Source organism: Mycobacterium sp. D16R24, assembly GCF_002013385.1.
GTDB lineage: Bacteria > Actinomycetota > Actinomycetes > Mycobacteriales > Mycobacteriaceae > Mycobacterium.
The window spans coordinates 231,859-244,889 of sequence record NZ_MAEV01000011.1 but is presented as its reverse complement, the minus strand read 5'-3'; the positions used below and the strand labels follow the sequence as shown (position 1 = coordinate 244,889).

Annotated in this window: 14 protein-coding genes; 6 read left to right on the top strand and 8 right to left on the bottom strand. The window is 65.8% G+C overall.

Translation table 11 applies throughout. From position 1 onward, the window contains the following. Nucleotides 1-8 precede the first annotated feature (8 nt). From B4383_RS10275 to B4383_RS10265, 3 genes are read left to right on the top strand one after another with little or no spacing between them, the layout of a single operon-like run. Nucleotides 9-488, top strand: coding sequence for a transcriptional regulator (locus B4383_RS10275; protein WP_078290593.1), 480 nt, complete (start codon nucleotides 9-11; stop codon nucleotides 486-488). Between the two features lie 2 nt (nucleotides 489-490). After that, the gene (locus tag B4383_RS10270; RefSeq protein WP_078290592.1) at nucleotides 491-1,009 is read left to right on the top strand and encodes an ImmA/IrrE family metallo-endopeptidase; all 519 of its coding nucleotides are present in this window, start codon (nucleotides 491-493) and stop codon (nucleotides 1,007-1,009) included. Then, nucleotides 1,006-2,193 carry an MAB_1171c family putative transporter gene (locus B4383_RS10265; protein WP_078290591.1) on the top strand — a complete coding sequence of 396 codons (1,188 nt, stop codon included), beginning with the start codon at nucleotides 1,006-1,008 and terminating at the stop codon, nucleotides 2,191-2,193. Before B4383_RS10270 ends, B4383_RS10265 begins: the two co-directional genes overlap by 4 nt. On the opposite strand, the gene B4383_RS10260 is transcribed toward B4383_RS10265, so the two are convergent. The 7 genes from B4383_RS10260 to B4383_RS10230 form a co-directional block, all read right to left on the bottom strand. Beyond that, on the bottom strand, nucleotides 2,120-2,992 hold the full coding sequence (locus tag B4383_RS10260) for a sulfite exporter TauE/SafE family protein (protein WP_286150599.1): 873 nt from the start codon (nucleotides 2,990-2,992) through the stop codon (nucleotides 2,120-2,122). The two genes, B4383_RS10265 and B4383_RS10260, sit on opposite strands and share 74 nt — an antisense overlap. Continuing rightward, nucleotides 2,989-3,879 (bottom strand): alpha/beta fold hydrolase, encoded by an 891-nt coding sequence (locus B4383_RS10255; RefSeq protein WP_078290590.1) that lies wholly within the window; start codon nucleotides 3,877-3,879, stop codon nucleotides 2,989-2,991. Before B4383_RS10255 ends, B4383_RS10260 begins: the two co-directional genes overlap by 4 nt. A gap of 217 nt (nucleotides 3,880-4,096) precedes the next feature. Continuing rightward, a complete protein-coding gene (locus B4383_RS10250) occupies nucleotides 4,097-5,053 on the bottom strand; it encodes a Ppx/GppA phosphatase family protein (RefSeq protein ID WP_078290589.1) in 957 nt (318 codons plus the stop codon). After that, on the bottom strand, nucleotides 5,047-5,526 hold the full coding sequence (locus B4383_RS10245; RefSeq protein ID WP_078290588.1) for a DUF501 domain-containing protein: 480 nt from the start codon (nucleotides 5,524-5,526) through the stop codon (nucleotides 5,047-5,049). The genes B4383_RS10250 and B4383_RS10245 overlap by 7 nt, the downstream gene beginning before the upstream one ends. Next, the gene (locus B4383_RS10240; RefSeq protein WP_078290587.1) at nucleotides 5,523-6,152 is read right to left on the bottom strand and encodes a septum formation initiator family protein; all 630 of its coding nucleotides are present in this window, start codon (nucleotides 6,150-6,152) and stop codon (nucleotides 5,523-5,525) included. The genes B4383_RS10245 and B4383_RS10240 overlap by 4 nt, the downstream gene beginning before the upstream one ends. A 20-nt stretch (nucleotides 6,153-6,172) precedes the next feature. Next, on the bottom strand, nucleotides 6,173-7,465 hold the full coding sequence (eno, locus tag B4383_RS10235; protein WP_078290586.1) for a phosphopyruvate hydratase: 1,293 nt from the start codon (nucleotides 7,463-7,465) through the stop codon (nucleotides 6,173-6,175). Between the two features lie 83 nt (nucleotides 7,466-7,548). Then, nucleotides 7,549-8,316: a hypothetical protein gene (locus B4383_RS10230; protein ID WP_139360673.1), complete on the bottom strand. Its 768-nt coding sequence runs from the start codon at nucleotides 8,314-8,316 to the stop codon at nucleotides 7,549-7,551. A 173-nt stretch (nucleotides 8,317-8,489) separates the two neighbouring features. Between B4383_RS10230 and efeU the strand changes: the two genes are divergently transcribed. Genes efeU through efeB (B4383_RS10215) form a run of 3 tightly spaced genes read left to right on the top strand, consistent with a single transcriptional unit; the run spans nucleotide 8,490 to nucleotide 11,798 of the window. Then, nucleotides 8,490-9,395, top strand: coding sequence for an iron uptake transporter permease EfeU (gene efeU, locus B4383_RS10225; protein WP_078290585.1), 906 nt, complete (start codon nucleotides 8,490-8,492; stop codon nucleotides 9,393-9,395). Continuing rightward, the gene (gene efeO, locus B4383_RS10220; protein WP_078290584.1) at nucleotides 9,392-10,546 is read left to right on the top strand and encodes an iron uptake system protein EfeO; all 1,155 of its coding nucleotides are present in this window, start codon (nucleotides 9,392-9,394) and stop codon (nucleotides 10,544-10,546) included. Before efeU ends, efeO begins: the two co-directional genes overlap by 4 nt. After that, on the top strand, nucleotides 10,527-11,798 hold the full coding sequence (gene efeB / locus B4383_RS10215; protein ID WP_078290583.1) for an iron uptake transporter deferrochelatase/peroxidase subunit: 1,272 nt from the start codon (nucleotides 10,527-10,529) through the stop codon (nucleotides 11,796-11,798). Before efeO ends, efeB (B4383_RS10215) begins: the two co-directional genes overlap by 20 nt. On the opposite strand, the gene efeB (B4383_RS10210) is transcribed toward efeB (B4383_RS10215), so the two are convergent. Then, entirely contained in the window at nucleotides 11,795-13,021 is a 1,227-nt protein-coding gene (efeB, locus tag B4383_RS10210; protein ID WP_078290627.1) for an iron uptake transporter deferrochelatase/peroxidase subunit, read from the bottom strand. The genes efeB (B4383_RS10215) and efeB (B4383_RS10210) overlap by 4 nt on opposite strands. Nucleotides 13,022-13,031: the final 10 nt, after the last annotated feature.

The window sequence follows — 13,031 nt, the reverse complement described above, 5'->3', positions numbered from 1 at the left end:
CTTAGTAAATGGCCACCACGAGCCCGCCACAGGTGTCCCTTCAGGACGCCAAATCCGCCGACGCGAATCTCGCTGACCGCATCAATGCGCTCTTCCATTCGCATCGGCGGCCCGACGGGCGCATGTGGACCAATGACGAGGTCGCCAACGGCATCAAGAAGGCCCACCCCGGCATCAAGGTCGGCGGTGCCTACCTCTCGGCGCTGCGCACCGGTAAGCGCGCCCGTCCCGCCATCGACCTGCTCGGCGCGTTGGCCGACTTTTTCCGCGTACCGCTCTCGGTACTCACCGACCCCGAGCGCACCTACTCGCTCGATGAGCGGCTCGGCGCCCTGGACGAGACCACGCGGGACGAGGTGGAGCTGATCGCGTTGCGCGCGATCGGCCTGAACAAGCAGAGCCTGGAAACGGTGGCCGCGGTGCTCGATCACGTGCGCGCGCTGCAGGGCCTGCCCACGGTGGACAACTCGGTCAATAACGGGCAGTAAACATGCCGAAGATGCGTTGTCTCACAACCGATCTACGGTCCACCCGCGAACTTCAGGCCATTCACAAGCAGTGCACCCGCAAGCTTGCAGATCTTGGCCTTGAGTCACTGACCACCGTGGAGGACATCCGCGCCCGCGCCAGTGAGCTCAGCGAACGCGATATCCAGCTCGTTCCCTACTCGCTCTCGGGCAGCGGTGTGCACGGTCTGCTGGTCCGCACCGACGCCACCGACTACGTGGTGTACGACAGCGACACCACCACCATGCATCGCGAGCACATCATCCTGCACGAGCTCAGCCATGTGATGTGCGGGCACACCGGGGCAAGCAGCCGCGAGCTCGCCGAAATCCTCTGTCGCGAAAGCTACTTGGACGATCAAGAAGTCGAGGCAGAGATGCTCGCCTCCATGATGGGGCAGCGCGTCAGTCCCGATAGTCATCGCCCCATCGCGGTCACGAACGCCAACCTCCGGCGCATCCTGGCCTCACTCGTGCTGGAAGGCTCACCGGCGGCGCCGTGACCTCAGTTTTCGAAGACTCCGCCGCGGCGTATTCGGTAGCGGCCGTCTTCAGCTTTGCCGCCGTGGTGATTGTCGCCGCCGCGATGCTGCGCTCTCGGGTCCGCCCACCCGCCTCAGTGGCGCTGTTGTTGTCGTTCCTCTTCAAGGGGATTGCCGTCACCCTGGCGACTCCACCCTTGTACGAGAAGTTCGACAACTTGGTCGGTGTGCACAACATGGGCCGGCTCGTCTTGAACCTCTCGGGCGGGATGGCGTGGACCGCATGCGTCCTCACGGTCATCACCTTCTGGGGTGAATCCGGCCCACGCGCGGTGCAGCGCGCACGGCTCTGGGTCGGCATGGCAGTAGCGATCGGCGGTGCACTGGCTCTCTGCTGGTTTGTGGCACCGACTTCCGAACTGCCACAAGACTTCTATGCCTCGCACGGCAACAAGCCCGCCTGGGTGCTCTACATGCTGATCTATCTGATCACCTACGGCCTGGGCGCACTCCTGATCACCGTCAAATGCCTGCAGTACGCCCGCTTTAATGATGTGGCCTGGCTGCGACGCAGCATGCTGCTCACCGCCGCCGGAGCAGCCATGTGCCTGTTGTTCTGCCTCATGCGGGCACACTCGGCCATCTACGGCATGATCACCAACGACAGCTTCTCCTGGCAAGGTCTGGCCCCGCTGACCGCCACCGTCGGACAGATCCTCATCGTGGTAGGCCTTGCGGGACCGTCCTTCTCGCAGCTGGTCACATCGGCGCACCAACGCATCCAGGCCTACCGGCAGCACCGCCAACTCGAGCCGCTGTGGACCGCGCTGTACGAGGGCAACACCCAGATCGCGCTGGCACCGCCGCAGGCCGCGATCGGTGATCACAACTACCGGCTCTACCGCAGAATCGTCGAGATTCGCGACGGACTCAGTGCCATCCGCCCCTACCTCACCGAAGACGCGTCCACCACGTCAGCGGCGCGCCAGATTCATTCGGCCATCGAACAACAGCGCACCGCACCGCAGAACGACAAAACCTCCGGCACCAAGATCATCGGCGAACGTACGGGCGCCAATCGCAAGGAAGAACTGAGCTGGCTCCTGGACGTCGCCCGAGAGCTGCAGAAGATCAACCGCCAACACACGCCTGCGACGCCGGCGCCGGACTTGGTTTCTTCGTCCCACGGGCAGGCGAGCTCGTAAACACCCGCACGATCTCGCGCACGGCGATGAACACGAGATAAGAGCCGAACACCAGCGCGAGCCATCGCGCGTTCAGGGCGAGCGCCAACAGCGCCCCGATCACGGTCCCCGGCAACGCGAATGCCGCCAATCGGAAGCCAATCGGGGCATCAGCGGTGCCCTGGCGCAGGTGTGTGGTCGCCGCGACCAGTGCGTTGGGCAGCATCACCATCAACGAGGTGCCCTCCGCCACGTGCAGATCGGAACCGAACAGCACCAGCATCGCCGGAACCGTCAGCAGCCCGCCGCCGAGACCCAGCGCGGCAGACCACGCGCCGACCACGAAGCCGACAACGGCCCCGATAGCGACGACCGATGGGATATGGGCGAGCACACCGTCGGGAAGCCACGCCTCACCCGCCGAGGGGTCAATCCCGGCGGCACTCAGTAGCAGCTTGAGCGCGGTGGCCAGCAGCACAAAGACGAATAGCGCCTTGAGGATCCACTCCGGGATGCGTGCCACCAGCTTGGCCCCCACCACCGCGCCGATCACGCCGCCCGCCATCAGCCCGGTGCCGGCCACCACATCCACCTTCGCCCCGTGCAGCGCGTAGACGGTGCTGCCCGCGATCGCGGCGGAGACGTTCGGCAGCGTCGAGGTGCCGTGAATAACGGCCCGGCTCAGCGTGGTCGCCCGTGCCAGCGCGGGCACGGTGATCACCCCGGTGCCACCACCCAACAGCCCGCCCGACATACCGCCGAGCACACCGATGCGGGCAAGCGTCGCTGTGCTTGGGCGCAGCCCAGAATCTCCGGTCACCCGGCCACCCGCAGCTTCTCGATATCGGAGAACTCCGACAGGCGGAAGAACGCCTCGGCGCGATCCAGAATGCGCTCGCGCATCGTCACCGTCTGCCCGTGGTTGCAGCCGTCCAGCAGGGCGAAGTAGGCACGCGGCATCCGGACCGCCGCCTCCCGCGATTCGGCCAGCCGCATAGGGTCTTCGGACCCGGCGAAAAACAGTGTGGGCGTTTCGATTTGAAGCAAGGCGTCGTCGGCGACACCCGGCTCGGCATCCCACTGCCGCAGCAGCGCCGCCAGCCCGCGCTGGCCGAGCGCCTCGATGGTCGCCCGAAATCCCGAGCCCATCTGCTGGCCGCGGTGCGCCTCCCAGCCGTCGACAAATGCCTCCAGACTGGATTCCTCCACCACGCGAACGGCATCCGGGAAGATCAACACGTCCACCGCGCCGCGTTGCGGCCGGTGTGAGGACCCCGCCACCACCAGCGAGGTGAGCCGCTCCGGGGCCGTGGCCGCGAGGGTAAGCCCGATGCGCCCGCCGAGCGAGTAGCCGATGTAGTGGGTCCGATGGATGCCCAAGTGATCCAGTACCGCGCAGACATCCCGCACCGACGAGGCGATGGCATATCCACCGGGGTGGTTAGGCTTCTCACTCGCGCCGTGCCCACGCACGTCGATGGTGGTCACCCGGTACTGCTGAGACAGCTGCGCGATGTAACCGTGCCTGGACCACACCGCCGAGTTCTGCAGGCTGCCGTGCACCAGCACCACATCGGCGACACCAGGCCGGGCGCGTCCATATGTCCGGTAGGCGACCGCGGCACCATCCGGGTCGGGCCGTCGCACGAAACCTGTTTCCAAGAGCCCAATTTCGCGCACTTCGGCGTTCGACATCAATCCGGACATTAGGAATCCAAACCTTCCGCACGTCATCAAACATCTGCTGATCCGGGCTCATGCGCGACGCTGCGCCTCTCAACTGACCGTTTACCAGACTTCAACTGTCCGTTATCGGGTCGTGTTGATATATCAACTGTCAGTTGATATGACTCACTTGTCAACCGGAGGAGGGGTAAGACTGTCAACTGTTACGCAGGTCACAGGGTCACGTGTTAAGGCCCAGTTACCTGCGTAAGGACATCGCGATCCCGTCGAGGATGTCGTGCTCACTGACGACCAGCTCGGTGATCCCGGCGCGGCCGGATAACTCGCGCGCCAATTCCTGTACGACGATGGATCCACCGCCGATGACGTCGACACGTCCCTCGTGCATCGGTCCCAGGGCAGCCCGCCGCGCTCGCGGCATCGCGATCAACTCGGACGTCACCTCAGCAAGGCGCCCCAACGGCACCCGCGACAGATGGATCGCGGCCGGGTCGTACGCGTCCAGCCGGTGCGCCAGCGCCGCCAGCGTGGTGAACGTACCCGCGACCCCCACCCACGTTCGCGCCTGCTCGACCGGCACCACCGCGAATGTCCGCGCCAGCTGTGCCCGCACCACATCGCGGGCCGCCGCGATTTCCTCGGCGGTGGGCGGGTCCGAGTGCAGGCACCGCTCGGTGAGCCGCACACAACCGATATCTGCCGAAAAGCTGGCCTTAACGCCGCCGGTATCACCGATCACCGTCTCGGTGGACCCACCGCCCAGGTCCACCACCACGTAGGGCCCGGCCGTCGAGTCCAGCTCCCCCACCGCGCCGACGAACGACAGCGCGGCCTCCTCGGTGCCCGTGATGACCTCCGCCACCGCCCCCGGAACGACGGATCCGAGCAACTCGGCCGTCATCGCGAAAAATGTCTCGCGGTTCGAGACGTCACGCGCGGCCGAGGTGGCCACCATGCGGACCCGCTGCACCCCGAGGGAGTTCATCAATTCGGCATACGCCCCGAGGGCCACCCGGGTGCGCTCGATAGCCTCCGGTGCGAACTCGCCCGTCGCGTCGACACCCTGGCCCAGACGCACGATCCGCATCTCGCGATGCACGTCCGTCAACCGCCCGGAGTCGTCGATATCCGAGATCAGCAGACGGATCGAGTTGGTACCGCAATCCACGGCGCCAACCCGAACGGCCGTCACCAAACCTCCGGCAGCACACCGGGCATGGTGCCCGCCAGCTCTCGAATTGCCTCATCCCCCAAGGGATTGACTCCTGGCCCCACGGCAAGTGAGTGTCCGATCAGCACGTGCAGGCACTTCACCCTGTCGGGCATGCCGCCGGCGGTCACGGTGGTGCCGAGCGGTTCGATGGCATCACGCTCGGCGAGGTAGCTCTCGTGTGCACGCAGATATGCGGCGGCCAGATCCTCGTCGGAGGCAAGGCGATCGGTCATATCGCGCATCAGCCCTCCGGATTCCAGGCGGCTCGCCGCCGCCGTCAGGGCCGGGTGCGTCAAGTAGTAGAGCGTGGGAAACGGTGTTCCGTCGGGTAGCCGCGGAGCGGTCTTCACCACGGCCGGCTCACCGTTGGGGCAACGGTAGGAGACCTCCAGCATTCCTCGCGGTGCGCGGCCCAATTGCGCTGTGACCGCGGCGATGTCGTCGTCAGAGATCACGGCAGCGGAGCCGGTGACGCCGGCGGCGCAGTCGGTACGGCAGTGGGAGAGTCGGCGATGTTGTGCCACAGGTTGGTGTACCACGGATTGCCGTTGTCCACCGGCCCCTGACCCTGAGGCTGGGCATCGACAGGAGTGTTCGGCAGCTGCACCTGGAACGGCACCTCGCCCGGCATCACGAACCCCAGCCGCTCACGCGCCTGGGCCGCGATGTAGGCCGGATCCGCCAGCCGGCGCTTCTTGTCCTCGAGCAAGGCAATCTGGTCCCGCAGCTGCGATTCCGCGGCCGCGAGCTGATTCCGCTCGGCCTGCTGCGAGAAGTAGGTACGAACCGGACCCGCCACGGTCAGGGTCAGCGCACAGACCACAGCGGCCAGGATGGCGGCCCGCCGCGCGGTGGACCCGAGGCGCTGCTCGGACTGATGCTCGGCGCTGCGTTCGATCGATGCGGCCACCGCGCCGGTGGCCCCGCCGGCCTTGGGCGCCTTGGCCGGTGCCGCCGGACCGCTCCGCGCGGGACCTCTGACAACCTTCTGCGCCGGCCGCTTGACCGGTGTCCGTTTACGGGCAGCCGCAGCCGGACCCCGCGACCTACCGGACGCGGGGCGGCGTTTGGATTCAGCCACAGCTGCCCTCAGCTTGTCCGCTAGTCGGACGTCTCGATCGAGAAACGCGGGAAGGCCAGATCACCCGCGAAGCGGGCGGCATCCCCGAGCGTCTCTTCGATCCGCAGCAGCTGGTTGTACTTGGCCACCCGCTCGCTACGCGCCGGGGCGCCGGTCTTGATCTGACCGCTACCCACCGCGACCGCCAGGTCCGCGATGGTGGTGTCCTCGGTCTCGCCACTGCGGTGGCTCATCATCGTCTTGTAACCGCTGCTGTGCGCAAGCGTCACCGCGTCGAGGGTCTCGGTGAGGGTGCCGATCTGATTCACCTTGACCAGCAGGGCATTCGCAGCACCGCGCTCGATGCCCTCTTCCAGGCGCTCGGGGTTGGTGACAAACAGGTCGTCGCCGACCAGCTGAACGCGGTCACCGATCGCGGTGGTGAGCGCCACCCAGCCGTCCCAGTCGTCCTCGGACAGCGGGTCTTCGATGGACACCAGCGGATAGGCGTCGAGCAGCTCGGCGTAGAACGCGCCCATCTGCTCGGCGGTGCGCTTCTCCTTCTCGAAGCTGTAACCGTCTGCGGCGCTGTAGAACTCGGTGGCCGCGACATCCAGCGCCAGTGCCACATCCGAGCCCAGCTTGAGGCCGGTCGCCTCGATCGCGATGCTGATCAAGTCCAGCGCGGCCCGGGTGCCGGCGACATCGGGCGCGAATCCACCCTCATCCCCGAGGCCGGTGGACAGGCCCTGCTTCTTCAGCACGGACTTGAGCGAGTGGTAGACCTCGGTGCCCCAGCGCAGCGACTCCTTGAAGCTCGGCGCACCGATGGGCGCGACCATGAACTCCTGGACATCGACCCCGGTGTCGGCGTGCGCGCCGCCGTTGAGGATGTTCATCATCGGCACCGGCAGGATGTGTGCGTTCGGGCCGCCCAAGTACCGGAACAGTGCCAGTCCGGCCGAGTCGGCAGCGGCCTTCGCGACGGCCAGCGAGACACCCAGGATGGCGTTGGCGCCGAGGCGCGACTTGTCGGGGGTGCCGTCAAGGTCGAGCAGAGCCTGATCGATGAGGCGCTGATCATCGGCGCTCTCACCGATGATGGCCGGGGCGATCTCGTCGAGCACGGCGTTCACGGCCTTGGTGACGCCCTTGCCGCCGTAACGCGCGCCGCCGTCGCGCAGTTCTACGGCCTCATGCTCACCGGTGGAGGCACCCGAGGGGACGGCCGCCCGTGCGAACGTGCCATCGGTCAAGGCAACCTCGACCTCGACGGTCGGATTGCCGCGTGAATCGAGGATCTCGCGGGCGCCTACCTGCTCAAGAATCGGCACTGTCTCTCCTTTGGTGTGCTGCGGTTCCGACGACGTACGGGGATGAGCCGCTCAGGGCGAAGAACATCGGGTACAGACTAGTGCTACAGGGAGCCGCCCTTGGCGTAGGCCGTGGCCCAGTCCCGTACCTGCTCGGCGTACACGTCCGACATGTTGTAGGCCCACAGCGCCTTGATCCAGCCCTCGGTGGTACTCAGGTCACCGCCGCGCGAGCACAGGTAACCCGCCGCCGACAGCGCGGCATCGTCGATGTTGTCGGGGCTGGGCTCGCCCTCACCGGCGGCCCGGACACCGTAGATACGCCAGGTCTCGGGGATGAACTGCATGGGTCCCATCGCGCGATCCTGGTTCGCGTCACCGTCCAACACGCCCCTGTCCGTGTCCGGCAGCCGCAGGTTTCCGTTGGATCCGTCCAGCCGCACTCCACGGATCGGCGGCAGTGCGTCGCCATTGGGCTGCAGCTGCGCACCGTGATAGGTGCCGTTGTGGCTCTCGACGGTGCCAATTCCGGCCAGCGTCGTCCAGGCGATCTTGCAGCGCGGGTTCTCCTGCTCGGCAACCTTGGCCGCGTAGGCATACGCCTCCAGCGCGATGACGGGAATTCCCGTCTTCTGGGCACGTGGCGTCGACCATTCACGGAGCTGGTCGGCGGGGCGGCCTTGGATGTGCGCGGGCGGCGTCGCGATGTCGGGAACCAGATCGCCGGTCGGCGGCGGCACCCCCCGAGGTAACGGCGAGCGTCCGCCCAACTGCCAGGAGCAGCCCGCTGCCAGCAGAAACGTCGACATGGAGACGACGAGCACAATCCGCACTAAGCGCGCCGACAGGGAGCGCACGGCGAGGGACGACACGACGGAACTCCTAGACGGTGCGATGGATTGCCCTCCATCGTTGCACGACCGGGACACACACGAACGCAGCCGATGCTGTGCCATCGCCCCCAAGTACCCCATTCGGGTAAGGTCAGCCGCACCTTGGCAAGCATTGGCTAGCCAAAGTCACCTGACGGAAAAGGACCCTGGACATGGGCAGTATCGGCGTCCTAGCCGACGGGCCGACAAGCTTCTCGCAATACTTCAGCAGCGGCCTCATCGGTCTGCGCGAAGGCCTCGAATGCGGGATCGTCGTGATGATCCTGGTGGCGTTCCTGGTGAAGTCGAACCGCCGCGATGCGCTGCGGTGGGTGTGGCTGGGCGTCGTCGGCGCCATCGCGATGACGTTGCTCATCTTCGTGACGATCCATTTCGGCAGTAACACCATCAGCGACCTGGGCGCCGAGGCGATCGCCGGGGTGGCCTCGCTGGTCGCGGTGGCCATCGTGACAACCATGGTGCTGTGGATGCGCACCGCAGCGGCCAGCATCGCCGGCGAACTGCGCCACGGTATGGCCCAGGCACTGGAAGCGGGCTCATTGGCGATCCTGACCGTCGCCTTCCTGTCAGTCGGCCGTGAGGGTGTCGAGACCGCACTGTTCATGGTCGGGTACGCCAAGGCCGGAACCGCCTGGCCCCTAGCCGGACTCGTTACCGGGGTCGCCGTGGCGGCCGCATTGTCCTACGGCATGTACCGCGGTGCGATCAAGATCAACCTGAGCAAGTTCTTCAAGTACACCGGCGCCTTTCTGGTAGTTGTGGCCGCCGGCATCCTGTCCTATGGCATCGGCGCCCTGCAGACGGTCGGATGGCTTCCGGGTCTGTCCCACAAAGCCTTTGACATCACCGGCTGGTTCGACTGGAGCGCCTGGTACGGCGAACTGCTACGCGGGATCTTCAACGTGACACCGACCCCGACGGTGCTACAACTCACGGGCTGGATCATCTATCTGGTGATCGTGCTCGGTCTGTTCCTGCGCCCGGTGGCCTTGCCGCCCAAAGAAAAGCCCCAAGAAATCAACACCACTGAACCCCAACCCGAGAGGACCGCTGGATGAGACTGTCGCTCGCCTTTGCGTCCACCGCACTTGCGGTGGCCACCGGTACAACCCTGGCGGCCTGCACCCCTAAGGAGCCCGCGCAGGGCGGTGCTGCCGGCGCCGGTCAGGAGATCACCGTGACCGCCACCGATACCAGCTGCGAGGTCTCCAAGACCGAGGCCACCACGGGCCCAGTCACTTTCCAGGTGACCAATAACGGGTCGAAGGTCACCGAGTTCTACGTCTACGACAAGGGCGACCGCGCGCTCGGTGAGGTCGAGAACATCGGCTCGGGCATCAACCGCAAGCTCATCGTGCAGTTCACCGAGCCAGGTACATATCAGACCGCGTGCAAGCCGGGCATGATCGGTGACGGCATCCGCGGCGACTTCAAGATCACCGGGGCCGCGGTGAAGCTGGACGCCGAGGGCAAGTTCAAGGATGCCACCGACCGCTACCGCAGCTACGTGATCAGCCAGGTGGACGCCCTCAGTGAATCCGCCACCAAGTTCGTCGACGCGGTCAAGGCTAAGGACATCGCCTCCGCCAAGGCGCAGTATCCGACCAGCCGGGTGTACTACGAGCGGATCGAGCCGGTCGCCGAGGCCTTCCCCAATGACCTGGACCCACGAATCGACTTGCGCGAGGCCGATCTTCAGCCCGGCGAGAAGTGGACCGGCTATCACCGATTGGAGAAGGATCTGTGGGTGACGGGCCTGCAGCCGGACACCGACGCCATCGCCGATCAGCTGCTCAAAGACATCAAGGAGCTCTCGGACGGCGTGCGCGCCAAGGACTTCGACATCAACACCACCAAGATCGCGGGCGGAGCACAGACTCTGCTCGACGAGGTGGCCAGGACGAAGATCTCCGGTGAGGAAGAGACGTTCAGCCACACCGACCTGTGGGACTTCCAGGCCAACGTCGACGGCTCGCAGAACGCGATCGCTACCGTGCGACCGATCCTCGATGAGCGCAAGCCCGAACTGGGGCAGGCGATCGACAAGCGGTTCAAGGAAGTCGACACGCTACTGGGCAAGTACCGCAAGGGTGACGGATTCGTCTTGTACGACACCGTGCCGCAGGATCAGCGCATCGAGCTGGCGCACGCCATCGACGCGTTATCCAAGGAGGTCAGCGAGGTGCAAGGTGTCATCGCCGGACGGTAGTGGTTTCAACCGCCGCAAGCTGCTAGGCGCGGCGGGGGTCACCGCCGCCGTCGCCGGGGCCGCGGGCGCGGGCGTGTTGGGCGGTCGCGCGAGCGCGGCCAGCATCGGGCCGGTCAACGTCAGGGTCCCGTTCCGGGGCGATCACCAGGCCGGAATCACCACTCCGGCACAGGACAGAATGCATTTCTGCGCCTTCGACGTGATGCCCAACGCCACCCGCGGCGAGGTGCAGGCCATGCTGCGCCAGTGGACCGACATGGCCGAACGGATGTCTCAGGGCCAAGAGACCACACCCGGCGGTGCGGTAGACGGCAATCCCTATGCCCCACCAACGGATACGGGCGAGGCGCTGGACCTGGCCGCCTCCGCGCTGACCCTGACGATCGGGTTCGGGCCGTCATTCTTCCGCAAGGACGGGGTGGACCGATTCGGCATCGCCGACAAGTTGCCGCCCCCGTTGCAGGAGCTGCCCAAGTTCCGTAACGAGAAGCTGGACCCCGCCCGATGCGGCGGCGATATCTGTATTCAGGCCTGTGCCGACGACCCGCAAGTCGCGGTGCATGCCATCCGCAACCTGGCACGGGTGGGCTTCGGAACCGTCGCGGTCAAGTGGTCGCAGCTCGGATTCGGCCGCACCTCCTCGACCAGCCGGTCGCAGATGACGCCGCGAAACCTGTTCGGGTTCAAGGACGGAACCCGCAATATCAAGGCCGAAGACACCGGAAAGGTCGACACCAGTGTCTGGGTGGCCAAGGGCGACAACCCCGCATGGATGACGGGCGGCACCTACCTGGTGGCACGGCGCATCCGGATGCTGATCGAGAGCTGGGACCGCACCGTACTCACCGAGCAGGAACGAGTCATCGGGCGTGCCAAGGGATCCGGTGCTCCCATCGGTCAGGCCGACGAGTTCGCCGCCATCGACTTCAACGGTAAGAAGTCCGACGGGGAACCGCTGCTTGATGTGGACGCGCACGTGCGACTGGCTTCCGCCGAAGAGTTGGGCGGTATCGAGATCTTGCGCCGCGGTTACAACTTCACCGATGGATCGGACGGCTTCGGACATCTGGATGCGGGGCTGTTCTTCATCGCCTTCGTGCGCAATCCACAGACCCAGTTCATCCCGATGCAGCGCAAGCTGGCCACCGAGGACGCCCTCAACGAATACATCCTGCACACCGGGTCGGCCATCTTCGCCTGCCCGCCGGGACTGGGCCCCAAGGAGTATTGGGGTCAGGAGCTCTTCGGCTAGCAGAGCAAGGCCCTTCCGTACCAGTCGTTCTCATCGGTAACACCGGGCAGCGCGAAGAAGTACCCGCCACCGAATGGCTGTACGTAGTCGACGAGAGGCTCGTCGTTCAACCGGTTCTGCACGGTTTCAAACTGGCGCTCCAGATCTTGCTGGAAGCAGACGAACACATGGCCCGACTGCATGTTCCCGTTCAGATCCACGCCCAGGTCGTAGTTATAGGAGCGCCGCACCAGCCGCTGGCTGTCTGTCTCCGTGGTGCGCGGATTGGCCAGCCGGATATGCGCATCGAGAGGAATGGTCTGACCTTCGGGATCAGTCGCGTAGTTGGGGGTGTCGAATTCGTTGTTCCCGTCCAGCGGTGCGCCGCTATCGCGCCGGCGGCCGAACATCCGCTCCTGTTCATTGATGGAGACACGGTCCCAGAACTCCACGAGCATCCGGATGAGGCGCACCACCAGGTAGGTGCCATCCGTCGTCCAGGCCGGCTCACCCTGGCTCACCCAGATCAGCTTCTCGGCATCGTCGGACACCGGGTTGGCGGTGCCGTCCTTGAAGCCCAACAGATTGCGGCCCGTTCCCGACGGACGCGGCGGCGAGTTGTACCCCTCAATCCGCCAACGCATCTGCAGATCGCCGCGCACCGCACGGGTGATGTCGCGCAGCGCGTGATGCACCGTATCGGGATTGTGGGCGCACAGCTGAACCAACAGATCGCCGTGTGACCACGCCGCCTCGGGAAAATCATTGGGGAACACCGTCATTGGTTTGAGCTTGGCGGGCTTACGGTCGGCCAGGCCGAATCTGGTATCGAACAGGCTCGGCCCAACGGCCACCGTTACCGTCAGGCCATCGGGCTCGACCACAGGCCCGACCACCTCGCTGTCCGCGGGCGGTTGCCCCACCCCCAGCTCGGGCGGGGTGCCACCGGTACACAGGAACCGCGCACGCTCGGTCAGCTTCCTGAAGGCACCAGCCAGCGCATCCCTGTCCTTCGATGTCACGTCGAAGGCCACGTGGCAGGCGAAATTCTGCTTCTCGGCGGGAACCGGGGTGAGGATTCCCGATTGCCTGGGCCCGTGGAAGGGGTATCGATTCGGGGGCACGGCTACCGCGGCCGCGTTCGCGTCGACTTCGGCACCCTTGACGATCACCGCACCCGTTACCGCGGTGCCGGCGGCACCGATGGCAGCGCCGCGTAGGAAGTTCCTGCGGTTGACATCCATATTGCGCGGC

Bases quoted from the DNA above. Each gene is read 5' to 3' on its own strand.
- efeB (WP_078290627.1), bottom strand. From the start codon at position 13,021: ATGGATGTCAACCGCAGGAACTTCCTACGCGGCGCTGCCATCGGTGCC.
- B4383_RS10255 (WP_078290590.1), bottom strand. From the start codon at position 3,879: ATGTCCGGATTGATGTCGAACGCCGAAGTGCGCGAAATTGGGCTCTTG.
- B4383_RS10275 (WP_078290593.1), top strand. From the start codon at position 9: ATGGCCACCACGAGCCCGCCACAGGTGTCCCTTCAGGACGCCAAATCC.
- efeU (WP_078290585.1), top strand. From the start codon at position 8,490: ATGGGCAGTATCGGCGTCCTAGCCGACGGGCCGACAAGCTTCTCGCAA.
- B4383_RS10270 (WP_078290592.1), top strand. From the start codon at position 491: ATGCCGAAGATGCGTTGTCTCACAACCGATCTACGGTCCACCCGCGAA.
- efeO (WP_078290584.1), top strand. From the start codon at position 9,392: ATGAGACTGTCGCTCGCCTTTGCGTCCACCGCACTTGCGGTGGCCACC.